The sequence below is a fragment of the Nocardioides koreensis genome, from assembly GCF_039531775.1.
Taxonomy (GTDB): Bacteria; Actinomycetota; Actinomycetes; order Propionibacteriales; family Nocardioidaceae; genus Nocardioides; species Nocardioides koreensis.
The window spans coordinates 246,822-268,259 of sequence record NZ_BAAAQR010000001.1; the positions used below are offsets into that span (position 1 = coordinate 246,822).

Consider the following 21,438-nt stretch of genomic DNA (forward strand, 5'->3'; position numbering starts at 1 on the left):
TCAGCTGACCCCGACGATCGGCAGCCGCAGCGCCGCCGGCGCATCGGCCGGGACAGCCGGGGCGGCCGGGCTGACCGGCTCGATCCGCTGGTACGTCGACCCCAGCGCCGGACGCCGGTCGGCCTCACCCTTGTTGGGCCAGAAGGACATCGCCCGCTCGGCCTGCGCGGTGATGGTCAGCGACGGGTTCACGCCGAGGTTCGCGGTGATCGCCGAGCCGTCGGCCACGTGCAGGCCGGGGTGGCCGTAGACCCGCTGGAACGGGTCGATCACCCCGGACTCCGGGGCGTCCCCGATCGCGCAGCCACCGAGGAAGTGCGCGGTCAGGGGCCGGTTGAACGGCTCACCGATCGAGCCGCCGGCAGTCCCGCCGAGGATCCGGGCCATCGCCCGGACGGCCGCGTTGCCGGCGGGGATCCAGGTGGGGTTGGGTACGCCGTGCCCCTGCCGCGAGGTCAGGTAGCGGCGGCGCGTGCCCGGCAACCGCCTGGTGTAGGTCGTGATCGAGTTGTCGAGGCTCTGCATCACCAGGGCGATGACGGTGCGCTCCGACCAGTGCTTCATGTCGTACAGGTCACCGACGTGGCGGCGCTGCTTCCACATCTCCTTCAGCCAGGTCCGCCAGCGCGGCTCGGGCCCGTCGCCGTCGGTGAGCACCGTCTGCAGCAGCGACATCAGGTTGCTGCCCTTGCCGTAGCGCACCGGCTCGATGTGGGTGTCGGGGTCCGGGTGGAAGCTGGAGGTGATCGCGATGCCCTGGCTGTAGTCGACCTCGGCGTCCGGTGCGATCGCGCCCAGGATCGACTCGGAGTTGGTCCGGGAGAGGAAGCCGAGCCGGGGTGAGATGTTCGGCAGGTGCCCCTCGTCGCGCATCCGGTGCAGCAGCCGCTGCGTGCCGAGCGAGGAGGCCGCGAAGACCACCTGCTCCGCGGTCAGCACCCGGCGGGCCGCGGGCCGTCGGGTCTTGGCCTTGGTGAACTTCACGTGCACGTCGTACCCGCCACCGGTCCGCGGCGCGACCCGGGTGACCGTGGTCAGCGGCAGCACCCTCGCGCCGCCCTGCTCGGCGAGGTGGAGGTAGTTCTTGACCAGGGTGTTCTTGGCGTTGTGCCGGCACCCGGTCATGCACGAGCCGCAGCCGATGCAGGTGGTGCGCTCGGGTCCGGCGCCCCCGAAGAACGGGTCGGCCACCGTGGTGCCCTGCTGGTCGCCGGGACCGCCGAAGAACACGCCCACCGGCGTCGGGTGGAACGTGTCGCCCACCCCCATCTCGGTCGCGACCTGCTCCATCACCTCGTCGGCGGGCGTGCGCAGCGGGTTCTCGACCACCCCGAGCATCCGCTTCGCCTGGTCGTAGTACGGCGCGAGCTCGGACCGCCAGTCGGTGATGTGGCTCCACTGCGGGTCGTCGTAGAACGCAGGCAGCGGTTCGTACAGCGTGTTGGCGTAGACCAGCGAGCCGCCGCCGACACCGGCGCCGGAGACGATCAGGCAGTCCCTGAGCGCGTCGATCCGCTGGATGCCGTAGCAGCCGATCTCGGGACGGAACAGGAACCGCTTGGCGTCGAACGACGTCTCGGCGAAGTCCTCGTCGGCGAAGCGGGCCCCGGCCTCGAGGACTCCCACGCGGTAGCCCTTCTCGGTGAGCCGCAGCGCGGTGACCGAGCCGCCGAAGCCGGAGCCGACGACGAGGACGTCGTAGTCGAACGCCATCAGGCCCTCCCCAGCTTCTTCATCAGGCGCAGGTTGGCGGTCATCACCTTCGCGTAGGTCTCGTCGGACATGCCGAGCATCGGCGCGAACCGGACCACCCGCTGGGTGGCCACCGACTGCGACTCGGTGTAGCGCAGGATCCCCTCGCTGCCCTGCCGCCGGCCCATCCCGGACTCGCGCATCCCGCCCATCGGGGCGTCGATGCTGGCGAACGTCGCGCCGAAGGCCTCGTTGACGTTGACCGTGCCGCACCTGATCTCGCGAGCGATCGCGCGGGCCCGGCGACCGTCCTGGCTGTAGATCGAGGCGTTCAGGCCGTACTCCCCCGCGTTCGCGCGGGCGATCGCGTCGGCCTCGTCGTGGAACCGGTACAGCGAGATGACGGGCCCGAAGGTCTCGTGGCCGAAGCAGGTCATCTCGGGGGTGACCCCCTCGAGGATGGTCGGCTCGTAGAAGAAGGGCCCCAGGTCGGGCCTGGCCCGGCCGCCGGTGAGCACCCGCGCACCCTTGGCGACGGCGTCGTCGACGTGGGCGGTGACCGTGTCGAGCTGGTCCTGCGAGATCAGCGACCCCATGTCGTTGCCCCAGTCGAGGGTGGCGCCGAGCGTCATCGCCTCGGTGCGGGCCACGAACCGCTCGACGAACCGGTCGTAGACCTGGTCTGCCACGAAGAGCCGCTCCATCGACACGCAGAGCTGCCCCGCGTTGGAGAACGAGGCGCGCACGACGCCCTCGGCGGCCTTCTCGAGGTCGGCGTCGCGCAGCACGAGCAGGGGGTTCTTGCCGCCGAGCTCCAGCGAGCAGCCGATCAACCGGTCGGCACAGCCCTTCGCGACGATCTTGCCGGTGGCGGTCGAGCCGGTGAAGCAGACGTAGTCGGCCCGCCCGATGATCGACGTACCGACGCGGGAGCCGGGGCCGGCCACGACCTGCCACAGGTCCCGCGGGAAGCCGGCCTGCTCGAGCAGCTCGGCGGCCAGCAGCGCCGAGAGCATGGTCTGCGAGTCGGGCTTGGCGACCACCGCATTGCCGGCCATCAGCGCTGGGAGGCCGTCGCAGAGCGCCATCGTGAACGGGTAGTTCCAGGGCGAGATGATGCCGACGACGCCCTTGGGGACCCGGTTGACCTCCACCCGGGTCAGCCCGGGGACCACGCCCAGCTTGCGCTGGGTGTCGAGGTGCTCATGCAGCGTGCGCGCGTAGTAACGGGCGGTCAGGGCGATGTGCAGGGGCTCGTCGAAGGCGTGCTTGCGGGCCTTGCCGGACTCCCAGACGATCAGGTCGATGATCTCGTCCTGGCGGTCGAGGACCAGGTCGTGGAGGCGCAGCGCCATCGCCGAGCGCTCCTCGAACGAGGTCCGGGCCCAGGCGGCCTGGGCCCGGCGGGCCCGGGCGAACGCCTCGGCGACGTCAGCGTCGCTCGACTGCGGGATGTGCGCCAGGGGCGCCCCGTTCAGCGGCGACCGGACCTCGACGGTGCTGCCCGACGTGGCCACGATCCGGCGCGTCAGCCGGCCGGTGTCGTCGGGCTCGAGGGCGTAGGAGGCGGTCGGGTCGTGCTCGGGGTCGTGCGGGCCCTCCACCGTCGGGCCGCCCGAGGGATTGGGGTTCTGCGCGCTCATGTACCGAGAGTATGTGACCCCCGTCTCGCTCACTACCCCGCGGTAGCAAGTGAGACGTTTTACACAGGGCTTGACTTTGTCAACGCCGGATCCTCAGACGATGTCGGGCGCCTGGACCCGGGCCTCGTCGGCCTCCCGGTCGGTCAGCTGTTCCTGGCTGCGCCGTTCGGCCTCCACCCGGCGCCGGTAGTGGTCGAGCTCGCCGGCGAGCCGGGCCTCGTCCCAGCCGAGCACGTCGGCCATCAGCCGCGCGGCCGCGGGGGCCGCGGCCAGTCCCCGGTCGAACGTCTCGATGGAGATGCGGGTGCGCCGGGTCAGCACGTCGTCGAGGTGGCGGGCGGCCTCGTGCGTCACGGCGTGCACGACCTCCGCGGCGAGGTAGTCGTCGGTGCCCTCGAGCGGGAGGCCGAGGTCGGGTCGCTCGGCGATCAGGCCGAGCAGCTCGTCGACCAGGCCGCCGTACCGCCCGAGGAGGTGGTCGACGCGGGCCACGTGCAGGCCCGCGCGACGGGCCAGCAGCACCCGCTGGTTGGTCCGCGCCTCGAACCCGTCGGCCCCGACGAGGGGCACCCGGTCGGTGATGGAGTCGCGCACCGAGGCGTTGACGGTCGTGCGCAACGAGTGGGCGGCGGCGTCGACCGCGTCCCGGGCCATCACGCGGTACGTCGTGAGCTTGCCGCCGGCGATCATCACCAGGCCCGGCACGGGGGTGACCACGGTGTGCTCGCGGGAGATTCTCGAGGTCGGCTCGGACTCACCGGTGAGCAGCGGCCGCAGCCCGGCGTACACGCCCTCGACGTCCTCGTGGTCCAGCGGCTCGCGCAGGATCGTGTTGACGTGGGCGAGCACGTAGTCGATGTCGGCGCGGCTGGCGGCCGGGTGCGCCTTGTCTAGGTCCCACGGGGTGTCGGTGGTCCCGATGATCCAGTGCCGCCCCCACGGGATCACGAACAGCACCGAGGTCTCGGTGCGGGTGATGAAGCCGGCCTCGGAGCGGATCCGGTCGCGCGGCACCACCAGGTGGATCCCCTTGCTGGCCTGGACGTTCAGGGCGCCACGGCCACCGACCATCTCCTGGATCTCGTCGGTCCAGACCCCGGCCGCGTTGACCACGACCCGGGCCCGGATCTCCACGTCGCGGCCGTTCTCGAGGTCCCGGGCCCGGACTCCGACCACCCGCTCCCCCTCCCGGAGGAAGCCGGTGACCCGGGTCCGGGTCGCCACGTGGGCGCCGTGCGCCGCGGCGGTGCGCGCGAGGGTGACCACGAGCCGGGCGTCGTCGACCTGGCAGTCGTAGTAGCGGATCGCGCCGGCCATCGTGTCGAGCGCCAGGTCCGGCGCCAGGCGAGCGACGTGGCGGCGGCCCAGGTGCCGGTGCCGGGGCACGCCGCTGTCGTACCTGCCCAGGGCGGCCATGCCGTCGTACAGCGCCAGGCCGGCGCCCACGTAGGCCCGCTCCCAGCCGCGGTGGGTCAGCGGGTACAGGAAGGGCACCGGCCGGACCAGGTGCGGCGCGAGCCGGGTGAGCAGCAGCCCGCGCTCCTGGAGCGCCTCGCGGACCAGCCCGAAGTCGAGCATCTCGAGGTAGCGCAGGCCGCCGTGGACCAGCTTGCTGCTGCGGCTGCTGGTGCCGCTCGCCAGGTCACGCTGCTCGAGCAGGCCGGTGTTGAGGCCCCGGGTGACCGCGTCCAGCGCGGTGCCGGTCCCGACCACCCCGCCGCCCACCACCAGGACGTCCAGCTCGCCCGGTCGCTCCATCGCCGCCAGCGCGTCGACCCGGGCCTGTGGGCTGAGGGCGCTGGACTGGCTCATGCCCCCCAGTGTCGCAAACCCCGTGACCGGGTACTTGCAGGCACTCTCAGGCCCGCGACCGGGCACTTCCGGGCACTCTCGGGCCCGTGACCGGGCACTTCCGGGCACTCTCGGGACGGGACGCGCACACTGGGGACATGGTGGATCTCGAGACGGCGCGCGCGCTGCGGCAGGCGGGGGTGGTGTGGACGCCCGCCAAGGGAGACCGGTTCGCCGTGCCCGACCGGGACCTCGACGACGAGGTCTTCGTCGTCAGCGACATGGTGATCGAGACTGTGGACGTGCCGCACGGGCCCCGGATCCTCGCGTTCAACGGCACGACCGAGTGGGCGCTGGACAGCCTCGAGGCCGGCGAGGCGCTGTGGCTGCCGCGCGAGGACCAGCTCCGCGACCTGCTCGGCGACGCGTTCGTCTCGCTGGAGCAGCTGCCCGGGCCGGCGTCAGGCTGGGCGGTCACCGTGGACGCCGACGGCGAGCCCAGTCGCCACGTCGACGTCGACGCCGAGGCGGCGTACGTCCGGGCGGTGCTGGCCGTCCTCAGCGCTTGAGACCTCGCCCGAGTGCCCGGTCAGTCCCGCACGCGCGGGCCCAGGGAGGCACGCCGGTCCGCGTGCATCCGGTGCGCGGCACGGGCCTCGGCGAGGACGGCCGGGTCGAGCTCGGCGACGGCCAGCCCCTCCTCCTCCCCGAGCCGGGCCAGCGGGCGCCCCTCGGGGTCGTAGACCGCCGAGCCGCCGATGAACTCGTAGGGTCCGCACGGGCCGGTCATCGCCGCGAGCACGACGTACATCCCGTTGTCGAGCGCGCGGGCGGCCAGCGCCGTGTCGCGGCGGTGGGCGCCGCCGGGGAGGAGGGCCGAGGAGCTGAGGTACGCCGCGGCCCCGTCGTCGGCGGCGGCCCGGGCGTGCTCGGGGAACGAGCCGTCGTAGCAGATCGACAGGCCGAGCTCCATGCCGTCGACCGTGATCGAGGCACCGTGGTCGCCGGCGACGAAGAACGCGGTCTCGTCGGCGTCGAGGTGCTGCTTGTCGTAGGGCGCGGTGACCCGGCCCGAGGGCCGGACCACGAGCAGGGACAGCGTCTTCTCCGCCCCTCGCCGCAGCGGCGTGGAGACGACCACGACGGCGTCGGCCTCGGCCGACGCCGCCCGGAGCGGGTCGAGCCAGCCGCCGTCGAGATCGTCGGCGGAGGGCACCGGTCCGAGGAAGACGCCCAGGTCGTAGCCGGTCAGGAAGGCCTCGGGCAGCAGCACCATCCGTACGCCCTGGCTGCCGGCGAGCGAGACCAGCCGCGCCGCCTTGGCCACGTTGGCCGCCACGTCCCCCGAGGTGACGACCGCCTGGCCGACGGCCACGCGCAGCGGCTCCGGGGTCACTCGACGACGACCTCGACCCGCTGGAACTCCTTGAGGTCGGTGTAGCCGGTGGTGGCCATCGAGCGGCGCAGGGCGCCGATGAGGTTCATGGTCCCGTCGGCGACCCGCGAGGGGCCGAACAGGATCTCCTCGAGCGTGCCCACCGGCTCGAACCCGACCCGCTGCCCGCGCGGCAGCTCGGCGTGGTGCGCCTCGGCACCCCAGTGGAAGCCCCGGCCCGGGGCGTCGGAGGCGCGGGCGAACGGGGACCCGACCATGACCGCGTCGGCACCGCAGGCGATCGCCTTGGCGATGTCGCCGGACCGGCCGATCGAGCCGTCGGCGATGACGTGGACGTAGCGGCCGCCGGACTCGTCGAGGTAGTCACGCCGCGCGGCGGCCACGTCGGCGACCGCCGAGGCCATCGGCACCGCGACCCCGAGCACGGTGCGGGTCGTGTGGGCGGCGCCGCCGCCGAACCCGACCAGCACGCCGGCGGCCCCGGTGCGCATCAGGTGCAGCGCGGCCTGGTACGTCGCGCAGCCGCCGACGATCACCGGCACGTCGAGCTCGTAGATGAACTCCTTGAGGTTCAGGGGCTCGGCCTGCGAGGAGACGTGCTCGGCGGAGACGGTGGTGCCGCGGATGACGAACATGTCGACACCTGCGTCGACGACGGTCTTGGCGAACTCCTTGGTCCGCTGCGGCGACAGCGACCCGGCGACGGTCACCCCCGCCTCGCGCATCTCCTTGAGCCGCGCGGTGATCAGCTCGGCGCGGATCGGCTCGGCGTACATCTCCTGCATCCGGCGGGTCGCATCGCCGCCCTCGAGTCCGGCGACCTCCTCCAGCAGCGAGGTCGGGTCGTCGTACCGGGTCCAGAGGCCCTCGAGGTCGAGCACCCCCAGCCCGCCGAAGCGGCCGAAGGCGATCGCGGTCTCGGGCGACATCACCGAGTCCATCGGCGCCGCCATCACCGGGAGGTCGAAGCGGTAGGCGTCGATCTGCCAGGCGACGCTGACCTCCTCGGGGTCACGCGTCCGTCGCGACGGCACGATCGCCACGTCGTCGAAGGAGTAGGCACGGCGGGCGCGCTTGGCGCGGCCGATCTCGATCTCGGTCATCTCGTCTCTTTCAGTGCCGGTCGCGCAGCGACGCGAGTTCGGTGGTCGAGCCTGTCGAGACTCAGCGTCCCGTGTAGTTGGGGGCCTCGACGGTCATCTGCACGTCGTGCGGGTGGCTCTCGTTGAGCGAGGCGGAGGTGATCCGCACGAAGCGGCCCTTCTCCTGCAGCTCGGGGACGGTGCGGGCGCCGACGTAGAACATCGACTGGTTGAGACCGCCGATGAGCTGGTGCGAGACCGCGGCCAGCGGGCCCCGGTAGGCGACCTGGCCCTCGATCCCCTCGGGCACGATCTTGTCGTCGCTGGAGACCTCGGCCTGGAAGTACCGGTCCTTGGAGTAGGACTTCTTGCCGCGGCTCGACATCGCCCCGAGCGACCCCATGCCGCGGTAGGCCTTGTACTGCTTGCCGTTGACGAAGACCAGCTCCCCCGGGGACTCCTCGCACCCGGCGAGCAGCGAGCCCAGCATGACGCTGTCGGCGCCGGCCACGATGGCCTTGGCGATCTCGCCTGAGTGCTTCATGCCGCCGTCGGCGATGAGGGGTACGCCGGCCGGCTTGGTCGCCAGCGAGGCCTCGTGGACCGCGGTGACCTGCGGGACACCCACACCGGTCACCACACGGGTCGTGCAGATCGAGCCGGGACCCACGCCCACCTTGACGGCGTCGGAGCCGGCGTCGACGAAGGCCTGGGCACCCTCCCGGGTGGCGACGTTGCCGCCGATGACCTGCACGTGCCGGGTGGCGGGGTCGGTCTTGAGCCGCCGGACCATGTCGAGCAGCAGCCGGACGTTGCCGTGGGCGGTGTCGGCCACGAGCACGTCGACCCCGGCCTCCACCAGCGTCGTGGCGCGCTGCCAGGCGTCACCGAAGTAGCCGATCGCGGCACCGACGAGCAGCCGGCCGTCGCCGTCGTACGACGCGTGCGGGAACTGCTCGGACTTCACGAAGTCCTTGACCGTGATCAGGCCGGCCAGCCGGCCTTCCTCGTCGACCAGCGGCAGGCGCTCGCGCTTGTGCTTGCGCAGCAGCAGCGTCGCCTCGTCGCGCGAGATTCCGACCGGGCCGGTGATCAGCGGCATCGGGGTCATCACCTCGTCGACCTTGGTGGTCGCCCACTCCGCGACCGGGGTGAAGCGCAGGTCGCGGTTGGTGATGATCCCCAGCAGCCGGTTCCCGGGGTCGACGACCGGCAGCCCGGAGACGCGGTACTCGCCGCAGATCCGGTCGAGGTCCTCCAGCGTCGCGTCCGGCCCGATCGTGACCGGGTTGGAGATGATGCCGGTCTGGGTCCGCTTCACCAGGTCGACCTGGTAGGCCTGGTCCTCGATCGAGAGGTTGCGGTGCAGCACGCCGAGGCCACCCTGGCGCGCCATCGCGATCGCCATCCGCGACTCGGTGACCGTGTCCATCGCGGCGCTGACGAGCGGCACCCTCAGCGAGATCTCGCGGGTCAGCCGCGAGGTCGTGTCGATGTCCGACGGCGCGAGGTCGGAGTGACCCGGCAGCAGCAGGACGTCGTCGTAGGTCAGGCCCAGGGCGGCGAACTTCTCGGGGAGCTCCACCCGGCTCATCCTACCGAGCGCCGGGTGGCCGGGCCGAGCCGCCGGGGGTCAGGTCCGCAGCGGCCGCAGCGAGCGGACCGGGACCCGCACCGTCAGCTGGTCGGCCGCCATCCGGATCCGGGCGCGCAGCCCCGCGGCGAGCACCATCGGCAGCACCGCCTGGTTGTCCGCGCGGGTGGTCAGCACGATCTCCGCGGCCCCCATCGAGCCCGCGAGCCGGGCCGCGTCGACCAGCAGCCGGGTGCCGATCCCGCGTCGCTGCCAGGCCGGGTCGACGCGCAGCGTCACCGGGCGCACCTCGGGGTCCTCGACAGCGTCGCGGACCACGGCGAGACCGACCGGGGTGCCGTCGATCAGCGCCCGGACCGTGTCCCCGTCGATGACGTACTCCGGCGTCGAGCCGGCCCCGACCCGCCGGCCCGGGGTCGGCGGGACCGCGGTCTCGCGGCCCCGGGCCAGCACGTCGGAGACCAGCTCGGCGATCGCGGAGCCGCGGGCGTGCTCGGTGGCGGTGAACGGCGCGGTACGCCGGACCTGCACCTGCACGTCGCCCACCGTCATGTCCATCACGTCCTGGACGGGCCCGAGCTGCCCCTGCTCCGGGTCGGCCTCGGCGTCGAAGAGCGTCGCCACGACCTCGGGAAACGACGCCGGCCGGGCCAGGATCGTGCGCGCCGCGTGGACGTAGCGCGTGGGCTGGTCGCTGAGGGCCGCCTCGGTGCACGGGGCGGCAGTCACCGCGAGCCCCCCGGAGGCCTCCACGAGGCGTGCGATCTCCGGCAGCCCCCAGCCCTCCGGGGTGCGCAGCACCAGCTCGTCGGTGACCGACTCGATCCCCGGGAAGATCTGCAGGCCGAGGATGTTCACCCCGGCCTCACCGCAGCTCCGGGCCAGGACGGCCAGCGAGCCGGGTCGGTCGGGCAGGGTGGTGCGAACTCTCCACAACACGGGCTCTCCCCCTCGTCGATGCGCGGATGGCCTCACTCTGCGGGGACGACGTTGCCGGTCGGGGTCGTCGGTGTTTCCGGCGCGTCACACCGGCGCGCCCGGGGCTGCGACCCAAAATGTCGGGAGCGGCCACGGTGCGACCCAGTGGATCGGCGAGCTTCGCTGAACCGCGGACGGGACGCTGGTCGACGGGGGAAGGTGGGGCCGTGCGGGGACGACTGGCGATCTCGGGCCTGGCCCTGCTCGCCGCAGCAGCGGCGACGGCCGCGTGCGCCACCGACCACGGTGGGGCCGAGGCGGCCGGGCCTCCCCCGGTTGTCCGCGCCGACGACGCGGTGCGCCCGCAGGAGGGCCGTGACTACCGTCTGGTCCGCACCCTGCGCGACCGGGACGCCCGGAGCGCGTCCGGGGTCATAGAGAGCGGGGAGGTCCTGCTCACCCGGTACACGAAGTCGTACGACGTGGAGCACGCGCTGCTCGACCCGCGGTCCGGCCGTCGCACCCGGCTGCCCGACCTCGGCGGCTCCGCCGACGTCCTCTCTGCGACGTCGAGCACGGTCTGGTTCGTCCGCCCGGCACCGGGTCCGCTGCGCGACCTGGTCCGGCTCGATCGCTCGACGGGCCACCGCCGGCACTTCACGCTGCCCGAGGTCCCGCGCGCTCGCCACTACACAGTCCTGGGGCTCGACGCCGACACCGCGTGGTTCAAGACCGGGCCCGGCTACGACCACGATTCCCCCGACGACGTCTGGTCGGTCCGGTTCGGCAGGCCGGGCAGCCTCGAGCACCAGGGGAGGTTCTCCACCCCGACGCTCGCCGGCGGCGTCCTGGCGTACGCCGTGCGGCGCACTGACGGTGGGCCCGACTCGGTCGCCCTGCGCGAGGTGGCGACCGGCGACACGGTGACGGTCGCCCTCCCCGGCGGCTGCTCGGTCGGCTCGAGGTGGGAGACGATCCTGGGCAACGGGGACCGGGTCGCCGTCGACAGCCACTGCGGCGACCACTCCCCGACGTTCGTGGTGGACCGCGAGGACGGCGTCGTCGCCGACCTGCGGGTCGAGAGCGACGAGGGTGTGATGCAGGTGAGCGACCGGACCGTGTCCTTCTACTGGTACTCCTACGACCTCGCCACCGGCCGGCTCTTCGACGTCTCCGGCCGCAGCAGCCTGGCCGGGACGCCGCCCGCCGCCGGTCCCGGTGACCGGCCGCTCATGATCTGGCCGCGCGGCAATGACCGCCACGGCGACCCCACGACGGTCCTGGTCGTCCGCCTCGCCGACCCGTCGTGAGCTGGAACGAGAAACGCGTCGACCCGTCGTCAGCTGACGACGGGTCGACGCGTTTCAGCGCAGGAGCTGCGACGGGTCAGTGGCCGTGGCCGTGACCGTGGCCGTGGCCGGCGGCCGCGCCGTTCTCGTCCTCGTCCTCGGGCTTCTCGACGACCAAGGTCTCGGTCGTGAGCAGCATGCCCGCGATCGAGGTGGCGTTGACCAGCGCGGAGCGGGTCACCTTGACCGGGTCCAGGACGCCCTGGGCGACCAGGTCGCCGTACTCCTCGGTGGCGGCGTTGTAGCCGTTGCCGACGCCGAGCTCGCGGACCTTGGTGGTCACGACGTAGCCGTTCTGGCCGCCGTTCTCGGCGATCCAGCGCAGCGGCTCGTCGGCCGACTTGCGGACGATCCGGACGCCGACGGCCTCGTCACCGGTCAGGCCGAGGTTGTCGTCGAGGACCGACACCGCGTGGATGAGCGCGGAGCCACCGCCGGGGACGATGCCCTCCTCGATCGCGGCGCGCGTCGCGGAGACGGCGTCCTCGATGCGGTGCTTCTTCTCCTTCAGCTCCACCTCGGTGGCGGCGCCGACCTTGATCACGCACACGCCGCCGGCGAGCTTCGCGAGGCGCTCCTGGAGCTTCTCGCGGTCCCAGTCGGAGTCGGTGGACTCGATCTCGGCCTTGATCTGGTTGACGCGACCCTCGACCTCGGCGGCGTCACCGGCGCCGTCGACGATCGTGGTGTTGTCCTTGGTGATGACGACGCGGCGCGCCTGGCCGAGGACCTCGAGGCCGACCTGGTCGAGCTTGAGGCCGACCTCCGGGGCCACGACCTGACCACCGGTCAGGGTCGCGATGTCCTGCATCATCGCCTTGCGACGGTCGCCGAAGGCCGGGGCCTTCACCGCGACGGCGTTGAAGGTGCCACGGATCTTGTTCACGACCAGGGTCGAGAGAGCCTCGCCCTCGACGTCCTCGGCGAGGATGAACAGCGGCTTGCCGGCCTGGATGACCTTCTCGAGCAGCGGCAGAAGGTCGGCGATCGCCGAGATCTTGCCCTGGTGCAGCAGGATGTAGGGCTCGTCGAGGACGGCCTCCATGCGCTCGGGGTCGGAGACGAAGTACTGCGAGATGTAGCCCTTGTCGAACTGCATCCCCTCGGTGAACTCCAGCTCGGTGCCCATGGTGTTGGACTCCTCGACGGTGATCACGCCGTCCTTGCCGACCTTGTCGAAGGCCTCGGCGAGCAGCTCACCGATGTGGGAGTCGCGGCTGGAGATCGTGGCGACCGACGCCATGTCCTCCTTGGAGTCGACCTCGCGGGCCGCCTCGCGCAGCGCGTCGCCGACGGCCTCGGCCGCGGCGTCCATGCCCCGCTTGAGCCCCATCGGGTTGGCGCCGGCGGCCACGGCGCGCAGGCCCTCGTGGACCATCGCCTGGGCCAGCACGGTGGCGGTGGTGGTGCCGTCACCCGCGACGTCGTTCGTCTTGGTGGCGACCTCCTTGGTCAGCTGCGCGCCCATGTTCTCGAACGGGTCGTCCAGCTCGATCTCACGCGCGACGGTCACGCCGTCGTTGGTGATGGTCGGTGCGCCCCACTTCTTGTCGAGGACGACGTAGCGGCCCTTGGGGCCCAGCGTCACCTTGACGGCGTTGGCGAGCGCGTCCACGCCCCGCTCGAGCGCCCGGCGGGCGCCCTCGTCGAACTCAAGAATCTTCGGCATTGCTCTCCTCAAAGAGATCGGGTCGTGTGCCTGAGAACGCGCCATGGCGCGTCGTCAGGCACACGACCCAGGGAAAATCAGGAAACGACGGCCAGCACGTCGCGGGCGGAGAGGATGAGGAACTCCGACCCGGCGTACTTGACCTCGGTGCCGCCGTACTTGCTGTAGATGACCTTGTCGCCGACGGCCACGTCCAGCGGGACGCGGTTGCCGTTGTCGTCGATGCGACCCGGACCGGTCGCCACGACCTCGCCCTCCTGGGGCTTCTCCTTGGCGGTGTCGGGGATGACCAGGCCGGACGCCGTGGTCTGCTCGGCCTCGAGCGGCTTGACGACGATGCGGTCCTCGAGGGGCTTGATGTTGACCGACACGATGTCGACCTCCACTTTCTCCACTTGTCTGACGTAGGGCTGGAGCACTCCGGGTGACGGGAGTCCTCCGGACGTTGGGGCTTGCTGGGAGGTACGCCGTCGCGGGGGTCGTACTTCGCTCGCAAGCGCTGGCACCCTCATGGTGAGAGTGCCAGTCCAGACGTTAGCACTCGGCCTGAATGAGTGCCAGCAAAGGTCTGGGCCGGGCCCTCTGGAAGGATCGGTTCCATGGACCTCGACGACTTCCGCTGGCTGCTGACCGACGACGGCCAGCGGCTGCTGGCCGCCGCCGAGGAGGTGGCGGAGGAGGATCCCCTGCGCGCGCAGACCGCCCTGCGGCGGGCCTCGGTCGGCTCCACCCCGCAGACCCCCGGACACGTCGCCGCCGCCATGACCCAGGCGACGCTGCGCCGTCGGGCCGTGGCGAAGTTCGGCGACCTCGCCCCCCGGATGTACTTCACCCCCGACGGCCTCGAGCAGGCCACCCGCCTGCCCGTGGCCCGGCACCGCGCCGCCCGGCTGGGCGCCGCGTCGGCGCGGACGGTCATCGACCTCGGCTGCGGCATCGGCGGGGACCTGGTGGCGTTCGCCGAGACCGGCCTCATCTGCGCCGGCATCGACCTGGACCCGTTGCGGGTCGAGGTGGCCGCTGCGAACCTCTCGGCGCTCGGCCTCGAGGGCGCGGTCCAGGTCGCCGACGCGACCGAGGTCAGCACCGCTCCCTTCGACGTCGCCTTCGCCGACCCGGCCCGGCGTACCGGCCGGGGCCGGACCTTCGACGTCGACGACTGGACGCCGCCGTGGTCCTTCGTGGAGGGGCTGCTGCGCCGGGACTCCTGCGTGAAGGTCGCGCCGGGGATTCCCCACGAGCTGGTCCCCCAGGGCGTCGAGGCCGAGTGGGTCAGTGACCACGGCGAGGTCAAGGAGGCGGCCCTGTGGTCGGGGCGGCTCGCGACGACGGCGCGCCGGGCCACGGTGATCGGGAGCGGCGGGCTGGCGACGCTGACCGACGAGGACGACCCCGGCGCCGGGGTGGTCCCGGTCCGACGGTTCCTCTACGAGCCGGACGGTGCGGTGATCCGGGCCGGCCTGGTCACCGCCGTGGCCGCCGCGGTCCACGGCGGGCTCGTCGACGAGCACATCGCCTACGTGACCTCCGACGTGCCGGCGCACACGCCGTTCGCGCGCGGCTACGAGATCCTCGAGGAGCTGCCCTACCGCGAGAAGCCGCTGCGCGCCGCGCTCCGCGAGCGCGGGGTGGGCACGCTGACGATCAAGAAGCGCGGCGTCGACGTGGTCCCGGACCAGCTCCGCAAGCGGCTCGCGCTCAGCGGCGACACCGAGGCCACGATCGTGCTGACCCGGGTCGCCGGGCACGGTACGGCGCTGCTGGTCCGCCCGTTCTGACCGTCCGGAGCCTCAGCCCAGGGCCTCCCGCTCGGCGCCGATCGTGGTGTCGTCACCGTGCCCGGTGTGCACGACGGTCTCGGGCGGCAGCTCGAACAGCCGGGCCCGGATGGACCGCTTGATGACGTCCTCGTCGCTGAACGACCGGCCGGTCGCCCCCGGCCCGCCCTGGAACAGGGTGTCGCCGGTGAACACGCAGCCGAGCTCCGGGGCGTGGAAGCACACCGCACCCGGGGCGTGCCCGGGCGTGTGGATCGCCCGCAGGGTGCTGCCGCCGACCGTGATCTCGAAGCCGTCCTCGAGGTCGACGTCCCAGAGCCGGTCGGTGTGGGTCAGCTCCCAGAGGGGCTTGTCGTCGGGGTGCAGCAGGATCGGGGCACCCTGCCCACCGTTGACCCGCTCGCGCAGCGGGGGAGCGACCCGGCAGTGGTCGTCGTGGGCGTGGGTCAGCAGGATCGCCTTCACCGTGCGGTCCCCCACCACCGCCATGATGTCGTCGACCGAGTGCGGGGCGTCGATCACCACGCACTCGGAGTCGTCGCCGACGACCCAGATGTTGTTGTCGACGTCGAAGGTCTCGCCGTCGAGGCTGAAGGTGCCGCTGGACACGGCGTGGTCTACGCGGGCGGTCACAGGATCACCACCGAGCGCAGCACGTCGCCTGCGTGCATCCGGTCGAACGCGGCCTCCACGTCGTCGATGCCGATCTCCTCGGTCACGAACGCATCGAGGTCCAGGCGGCCCTGCTGGTAGAGGTCGACCAGCATCGGGAAGTCCCGCGACGGCAGGCAGTCGCCGTACCAGCTGGACTTCAGCGACCCACCGCGGCCGAAGACGTCGATGAGCGGGATGTCGGGGACCAACATGTCGGGGGTGGGGACGCCGACCAGCACGACGGTGCCGGCGAGGTCGCGGGCGTAGAACGCCTGCCTCCAGGTCTCGGGGCGGCCGACCGCCTCGACGACCACGTCGGCACCGAAGCCACCGGTGAGCTCCTGGATCGCCGCCACCGGGTCGGTCTGCGAGGAGTCGACGATGTGGGTCGCGCCCAGCTTCTTCGCGGCCTCGAGCTTCTTGGGGTCGATGTCCACGGCGATGACCGGGCTCGCGCCGGCGAGGGCCGACCCGGCCACCGCGGCCACGCCGACACCACCGCACCCGATCACCGCGACGGACTTGCCGCGGGTCACGGCACCGGTGTTGATCGCCGCGCCGATGCCGGCCATCACACCGCAGCCGAGGAGGCCGACGGCGGCGGGACGCGCCGACGGGTCGACCTTGGTGCACTGCCCCGCCGCGACCAGGGTCTTCTCGGCGAAGGCGCCGATGCCCAGCGCCGGCGAGAGCTCGGTGCCGTCCTCGAGGGTCATCTTCTGGGTGGCGTTGTGGGTGGCGAAGCAGTACCACGGCTCGCCCCGGTCGCAGGCGCGACAGTCACCGCACACCGCGCGCCAGTTGAGGACCACGAAGTCACCCGGGGCGACGCTGGTGACGTCGTCCCCGACTGCCTCGACCACGCCCGCGGCCTCGTGGCCGAGCAGGAACGGGAAGTCGTCGTTGATGCCGCCCTCGCGGTAGTGCAGGTCGGTGTGGCAGACCCCGCAGGCCTGCACCTTCACCAGCGCCTCACCCGGGCCCGGGTCGGGCACGTTGATGGTCGTCACCTCGACGGGCTGCCCCTTGGCGCGCGCGATGACCGCCTTGACCTGTTGCATTCGTTGTCCTCTCGTCCGCCCGGCGCGGGCACGTGCAAACCGACTCCTGCCACCTTAGGGAGCCGCTGGTCGGTCCGGTCGACGCACTGATTGCAACCTTCTCCGGCACGCCCGCGTCCTCCACCCGTAGGGACGGAGGAGAAGATGCAGCTCACAGCCCAGCCGGGCTCGGGATCGGAGGCCGTGGTGTCGGGACGGGGAGCCGAGCGGGACGCCGAGTTCACGGCGTACCTCGCCGCGCGGCAGCCCGCGCTGCTGCGCACGGCGTACCTGCTGACCGGCGACCGGCACCAGGCCGAGGACGTCCTGCAGACCTCGCTGGCCAAGCTGTACCTGGCGTGGGACCGGGTGCGCGACCGGGAGTCCGTGGACGCCTACGTGCGGCGGATCATGGTCAACGAGAACAACTCGCTGTGGCGGCGCGGCTGGAAGCGCCGTGAGCGCGCCACCGACGAGGTGCCCGAGGGGGCACCGGTCCTCGACAGGCACTACGACGGCCGCAACGACGAGCTGTGGGCGCTGGTGCAGACGCTGCCCCGCAAGGCGCGGGCCGTCCTGGTCCTGCGCTACTACGAGGAGATGACCGAGGCCGAGACAGCGGACGTCCTCGGCATCTCCGTCGGAACCGTGAAGTCCCAGACCAGCCGCGCGCTCGCCGCCCTGCGTGAGCGCACACCCGCCACCCTGGACCCCCGGGAGGAGGAGCGATGAGCACCCAGGACCCCATGACCGACGAGGTCGTTCGCGAGCTGCGCCACCGCGCCGACGCCCTGTACGACGCGCCGCTCTCCTTCACCGACGTGCGCGGTCGCGCGCACCGGATCCGTCGCCGCCGCCGCGCGACGGCGGCGGCAGCAGTCGCCGCGGCGGTGGCGGTGGTCGCGGTCGTCCCCGCCGTGCTGTCCGGCAGCCTGGACCGCGCCGACGGTCCCGACCCGGCGCCCACCCCCTCCCGGGCCGGGCACACCGCCGTGCTGCACGACGGACGGGTGACCCTCCCCGACGGCAGCACCGTCGGCGTGGACCTCGACAACGCCGACGTGACCCAGCTCGGCCTCCTGACGGACGGCCGGATCGTCGCCGCGACGTCTCGTCCGCAGGCGATCCAGGTCTTCTCCCCCGACGGTGATCTCGAAGCCCGCTACCGGGTCCCGGTCAACGCGATCACGATGAGCCCGGACGACGACCTGGTCGCCTGGGCCGACGACAGCCACCGGGTCGAGGTGCTCGAGAGCGGCGTCGCGGAGCCGGTGGCCCTGAGCGGGATCCCGCTGCCCGGGGAGACCGTCCCCACCATCGACGCGGTCACCGGGTCCGACTGCGCCGCCGGCGGGTGCACGGTGTACGCCGGGGACGGCACCACCACGTCCGCCACGGCCACGCTCGACGGGGCCCGGGACCTGACAGCTGTCAAGCCGCTGCGCATCACCGACGTGAGCCCTGACGGGAGGCTGTGGGCGGTGCAGCTGCCGCATGCCGGCTCGGTTCCGCAGCTCCCGTGCGCGGGTCTCTACGACCCCGAGGCAGACCGGGTCGTTGCGAGGAACTGCAACTACGCCTCGAACCTGGACTTCTCCCCCGACGGCCAGTACCTCACGGCCGCCGAGGGTGACAACAACATGGTCGGCAAGGTTGACGTGTTCGACCTCGGCCTGGAGCGGGTCGGCACCTGGCAGCCACCCGGCTCGCAGGTCGTCAGCCGCTACGCGTGGGCCGACGCGACGCACCTCCTCGCCGCGACGGTCGGGCTCGAGGACAACCAGTGGTCGCTGGTCCGTGTCGCGCTGGACTTCGGGGACCCCGAGGTCCTCGCGGGACCGGTGGCAGGTCGCAACCCGGAGATCCTCTCGGAGTTCCTGCCGTCGGAGTGACTCTCAGGCCAGCACGCTGGTGACCGGCAGGGAGGAGTCGGCCGGCAGGTCCAGGGGCGACGGGGTCCGGCCCCGCGACACCATCTCGGAGCCGAGCGCGGCGACCATCGCGCCGTTGTCGGTGCACAGGCCGGGGCGCGGGACCCGCACGCGGATGCCCTTCGCGGCCGCCCGCTCCTCGGCCATCGAGCGGAGCCGGGAGTTCGCGGCGACGCCGCCGCCGATCAGGATGTCCTCGATGCCCTCGGTCACGGCGGCGTCGATCGCCTTGCGGGTCAGCACGTCGCAGACCGCCTCCTGGAAGCTGGCCGCCACGTCGTTGACCGGCACCGGCTCCCCGGCGCGCTCGCGGGCCTCGACCCAGCGGGCGACGGCCGTCTTGAGGCCCGAGAACGAGAAGTCGAAGCGGTGGCGCTCGAGGTCCCGGCGCGACGTGAGCCCGCGCGGGAAGTCGACGTACACGCTGTCCCCCTCGCGGGCGGCCCGGTCGATGTGCGGGCCTCCGGGGAACGGCAGACCGAGCAGGCGGGCCACCTTGTCGAACGCCTCACCCGCCGCGTCGTCGATCGTCGAGCCCATCGGGTCGACGCCGGTGGTGACGTCGTGGACCCGCAGCAGGCTCGAGTGCCCGCCGCTGACGAGCATCGCCAGGCACGGCTCGGGCAGCGGCCCGTGCTCGAGCTGGTCGACGGCCACGTGCGAGGCGAGGTGGTTGACGCCGTAGATCGGCTTGCCGAGCCCGACCGCGAGCGCCTTGGCCGCGGCGACACCGACCAGCAGCGCGCCGGCCAGGCCGGGGCCGTTGGTGACCGCGACCGCGTCCACGTCGCCGAGCGCGATGCCGGCGGTCTCGCAGGCGCGCTCGATCGTGGGGACCATCGCCTCGAGGTGGGCGCGGCTCGCGACCTCGGGCACGACCCCGCCGAACCGGGCGTGCTCCTCGACGCTGCTCGCGACCGCGTCGGCGAGGAGCGTGTTGCCGCGGACGATGCCGACACCCGTCTCGTCGCACGACGTCTCGATGCCGAGGACCAAGGGTTCGTTCACCCTGCCATTGTGCGGGGCCCCGGGGCGGGGCCGCCGCCGGGGGCGGCTGGTGGCCGTCGGTGCGCTGCGGCGCGAGGCCGACGGCACCGGGCACCTGCGCGCCGTGTACCGCCGGCTCGGGTACTCCGTGGCCCACACCTTCGCCTCCGGACCTGTGAATCGGTGAGTCTCCCTGCGGGCGGCGGCTCGCAGTCGTAGGTTGTCCGAGTTTGTTGTCTCTCTCACATCAAGACTCGGAGCACCACATGCGAATTCCGGGAACCACCCGAACTCGTGCCGCCCTCGTCGTCACGGCGTCAGCAGCACTCCTCCTCACCCCCGCCACCGCCGACGCCCGCGTCGTCGACGACGCCAAGCTGGTCCCGCACTCGCACTTCGTGATGCAGCCGGACGGCTCGACCGGGCTCACCGCCAAGGGCGCCCAGATCCCCAACATCGACTCGGTGAAGTCGACGATCCGCACCTACTACGGCGCGGACTCGAAGGGCATCGCGAGCAAGACCGACTCCCCCTACATCACCGAGATGAAGGCGATGGAGGCGAACATCCTGTCGCAGATGCCGGACGCCCCGGCGCCGAACCTCGCGGTCGTCTTCGACGCCGACGACACCACGCTCTGGACCTACGACATGGAGGACGGGGCGATGCACTTCAACTTCGACCCGAAGCTCCAGAACGACGAGTGGGTCATGAAGGAGGCCTTCCCGGCCACCCCCGGCATGGTGGACTTCGTGGACGCCGTCGAGGCCAAGGGCTACCACGTCTACGGCGTCACCGGCCGCAGCGCCAGCCAGGAGGACGCCACCGTCTCCAACCTGGAGAAGGTCGGCTACACCCAGTTCGACAACGCCAACTTCTACACGAAGTGGAACAAGGGCGACGCGGTCCCGTCCTACGTCGACTGCACCGCCGACGGCAGCGCCGCCGACAGCTGCTCGACGGTGGAGTACAAGGCCTTCACCCGCAAGCACATCGAGGAGACCGACGGCGTCAAGATCGTCCTGAACCTCGGCGACCAGTTCTCCGACCTGCAGGGCGGCTACTCGCTCAACAGCGTCAAGCTGCCGAACCCGACGTACTACCTGCCGAGCCCGAACATCGCGGGCGCCCCGGCGAGCGACTCCGAGCTCACCCCGCGCACCGAGTTCACCATGGCGCCGAACGGCTCCAGCGGCGCGACCGAAGGTGGCGAGGGCATCCCGAACATCGACTCGGTGAAGTCCACGATCCGCAACTACTACGGCGCGGACCCCGTCACCCACAAGGCGAACAAGCAGACCTCGCCGTACATCAGCGAGATGAGTGCGTTCTCGACCAAGTGGAGCCACAAGCTGCGCGCCAAGTGCGCGAGGGGCGTGGCCCAGGGCATCAAGCCGGCGGTCGTCTTCGACGCCGACGACACCACCCTGTGGACCTACGACATGGAGGACGCGGCGATGGGCTTCAACTTCGACCCGCCGCTGCAGAACACCTGGGTCCAGGAGGAGCGCTTCCCGGCGACGCCGGGCATGGTCAAGGTCGTCCGCGCCGCCGCCGCCGGTGGCTGCAAGGTCGTCGGGCTGACCGGTCGCAACAACGCCCAGCGCACCGCGACGCTCGACAACCTCGCCAAGTTCTACTTCAACGCGAAGACCGACAACTCGCTCTTCCGCTCGCAGTACTACTTCACCAAGTGGACCAGCACCGACCAGCCCCCGGCGTACGTCGACCCCACGGTCGACGGCAAGGACGGCTACTCGACGATCGACTACAAGGCCTCGACCCGCAGGCACGTCGAGCAGGACATGGGCCTGAAGATCATCGCGAACTTCGGTGACCAGTTCAGCGACCTGATCGGTGGCTCCTCGGAGCGCGCCGTGAAGCTGCCGAACCCCACGTACTACCTCCCGTGAG

General features: G+C 72.0%; 18 protein-coding genes. 6 read left to right on the plus strand and 12 right to left on the minus strand.

The genetic code is table 11. From position 1 onward, the window contains the following. From ABD268_RS01080 to ABD268_RS01090, 3 genes are all read right to left on the minus strand, one after another. Entirely contained in the window at positions 1-1,713 is a 1,713-nt protein-coding gene (locus ABD268_RS01080) for a GMC oxidoreductase (protein ID WP_344146279.1), read from the minus strand. Beyond that, positions 1,713-3,335, minus strand: a complete 1,623-nt coding sequence (locus tag ABD268_RS01085) for a succinic semialdehyde dehydrogenase (protein WP_344146281.1) — start codon at positions 3,333-3,335, stop codon at positions 1,713-1,715. Before ABD268_RS01085 ends, ABD268_RS01080 begins: the two co-directional genes overlap by 1 nt. A gap of 93 nt (positions 3,336-3,428) precedes the next feature. Continuing rightward, complete coding sequence (locus tag ABD268_RS01090; RefSeq protein ID WP_344146284.1) at positions 3,429-5,147, minus strand: glycerol-3-phosphate dehydrogenase/oxidase; 1,719 nt, start codon at positions 5,145-5,147, stop codon at positions 3,429-3,431. A 137-nt stretch (positions 5,148-5,284) separates the two neighbouring features. Here ABD268_RS01090 and ABD268_RS01095 point away from each other — a divergent pair, with 137 nt between their 5' ends. Continuing rightward, a complete protein-coding gene (locus ABD268_RS01095; protein WP_344146287.1) occupies positions 5,285-5,695 on the plus strand; it encodes a pilus assembly protein CpaE in 411 nt (136 codons plus the stop codon). Positions 5,696-5,715: 20 nt separating this feature from the next. Here the strand turns inward: ABD268_RS01095 and ABD268_RS01100 are convergent, their stop codons facing one another. The 4 genes from ABD268_RS01100 to ABD268_RS01115 all read right to left on the minus strand — a co-directional run bounded on the left by ABD268_RS01100 (position 5,716) and on the right by ABD268_RS01115 (position 10,137). Further along, positions 5,716-6,522: a carbon-nitrogen hydrolase family protein gene (locus ABD268_RS01100; protein ID WP_344146290.1), complete on the minus strand. Its 807-nt coding sequence runs from the start codon at positions 6,520-6,522 to the stop codon at positions 5,716-5,718. Further along, the gene (locus ABD268_RS01105; protein ID WP_344146293.1) at positions 6,519-7,625 is read right to left on the minus strand and encodes a GuaB3 family IMP dehydrogenase-related protein; all 1,107 of its coding nucleotides are present in this window, start codon (positions 7,623-7,625) and stop codon (positions 6,519-6,521) included. Before ABD268_RS01105 ends, ABD268_RS01100 begins: the two co-directional genes overlap by 4 nt. 61 nt (positions 7,626-7,686) lie before the next feature. Beyond that, entirely contained in the window at positions 7,687-9,198 is a 1,512-nt protein-coding gene (guaB, locus tag ABD268_RS01110) for an IMP dehydrogenase (RefSeq protein ID WP_344146296.1), read from the minus strand. 39 nt (positions 9,199-9,237) lie between these two features. Beyond that, entirely contained in the window at positions 9,238-10,137 is a 900-nt protein-coding gene (locus tag ABD268_RS01115; RefSeq protein ID WP_344146299.1) for a GNAT family N-acetyltransferase, read from the minus strand. Positions 10,138-10,343: 206 nt separating this feature from the next. Here ABD268_RS01115 and ABD268_RS01120 point away from each other — a divergent pair, with 206 nt between their 5' ends. Next, positions 10,344-11,426: a hypothetical protein gene (locus ABD268_RS01120; RefSeq protein ID WP_344146302.1), complete on the plus strand. Its 1,083-nt coding sequence runs from the start codon at positions 10,344-10,346 to the stop codon at positions 11,424-11,426. 76 nt (positions 11,427-11,502) lie between these two features. On the opposite strand, the gene groL is transcribed toward ABD268_RS01120, so the two are convergent. Continuing rightward, positions 11,503-13,134, minus strand: a complete 1,632-nt coding sequence (gene groL, locus ABD268_RS01125) for a chaperonin GroEL (RefSeq protein WP_344146305.1) — start codon at positions 13,132-13,134, stop codon at positions 11,503-11,505. Between the two features lie 77 nt (positions 13,135-13,211). Next, positions 13,212-13,505: a co-chaperone GroES gene (gene groES / locus ABD268_RS01130; RefSeq protein ID WP_185254692.1), complete on the minus strand. Its 294-nt coding sequence runs from the start codon at positions 13,503-13,505 to the stop codon at positions 13,212-13,214. A gap of 228 nt (positions 13,506-13,733) precedes the next feature. On the opposite strand from groES, the gene ABD268_RS01135 reads away from it, so the two are divergent. Next, the gene (locus tag ABD268_RS01135) at positions 13,734-14,912 is read left to right on the plus strand and encodes a class I SAM-dependent methyltransferase (protein WP_344146308.1); all 1,179 of its coding nucleotides are present in this window, start codon (positions 13,734-13,736) and stop codon (positions 14,910-14,912) included. Between the two features lie 12 nt (positions 14,913-14,924). On the opposite strand, the gene ABD268_RS01140 is transcribed toward ABD268_RS01135, so the two are convergent. After that, on the minus strand, positions 14,925-15,545 hold the full coding sequence (locus tag ABD268_RS01140) for an MBL fold metallo-hydrolase (RefSeq protein ID WP_344146311.1): 621 nt from the start codon (positions 15,543-15,545) through the stop codon (positions 14,925-14,927). Continuing rightward, positions 15,542-16,627, minus strand: a complete 1,086-nt coding sequence (locus ABD268_RS01145) for an S-(hydroxymethyl)mycothiol dehydrogenase (protein WP_344146314.1) — start codon at positions 16,625-16,627, stop codon at positions 15,542-15,544. The genes ABD268_RS01140 and ABD268_RS01145 overlap by 4 nt, the downstream gene beginning before the upstream one ends. Positions 16,628-16,771: 144 nt before the next feature. Here ABD268_RS01145 and ABD268_RS01150 point away from each other — a divergent pair, with 144 nt between their 5' ends. Together ABD268_RS01150 and ABD268_RS01155 are read left to right on the plus strand one after the other, a co-directional pair. Continuing rightward, a complete protein-coding gene (locus ABD268_RS01150) occupies positions 16,772-17,338 on the plus strand; it encodes a SigE family RNA polymerase sigma factor (RefSeq protein ID WP_344146317.1) in 567 nt (188 codons plus the stop codon). Continuing rightward, positions 17,335-18,498, plus strand: a complete 1,164-nt coding sequence (locus ABD268_RS01155) for a WD40 repeat domain-containing protein (protein WP_344146320.1) — start codon at positions 17,335-17,337, stop codon at positions 18,496-18,498. The genes ABD268_RS01150 and ABD268_RS01155 overlap by 4 nt, the downstream gene beginning before the upstream one ends. A 3-nt stretch (positions 18,499-18,501) precedes the next feature. On the opposite strand, the gene tsaD is transcribed toward ABD268_RS01155, so the two are convergent. Next, positions 18,502-19,545, minus strand: a complete 1,044-nt coding sequence (gene tsaD, locus ABD268_RS01160) for a tRNA (adenosine(37)-N6)-threonylcarbamoyltransferase complex transferase subunit TsaD (protein WP_344146323.1) — start codon at positions 19,543-19,545, stop codon at positions 18,502-18,504. Positions 19,546-19,790: 245 nt separating this feature from the next. Here tsaD and ABD268_RS01165 point away from each other — a divergent pair, with 245 nt between their 5' ends. Further along, positions 19,791-21,437 carry an HAD family acid phosphatase gene (locus ABD268_RS01165; protein ID WP_344146326.1) on the plus strand — a complete coding sequence of 549 codons (1,647 nt, stop codon included), beginning with the start codon at positions 19,791-19,793 and terminating at the stop codon, positions 21,435-21,437. The last annotated feature ends 1 nt before the right edge of the window (position 21,438 follow it).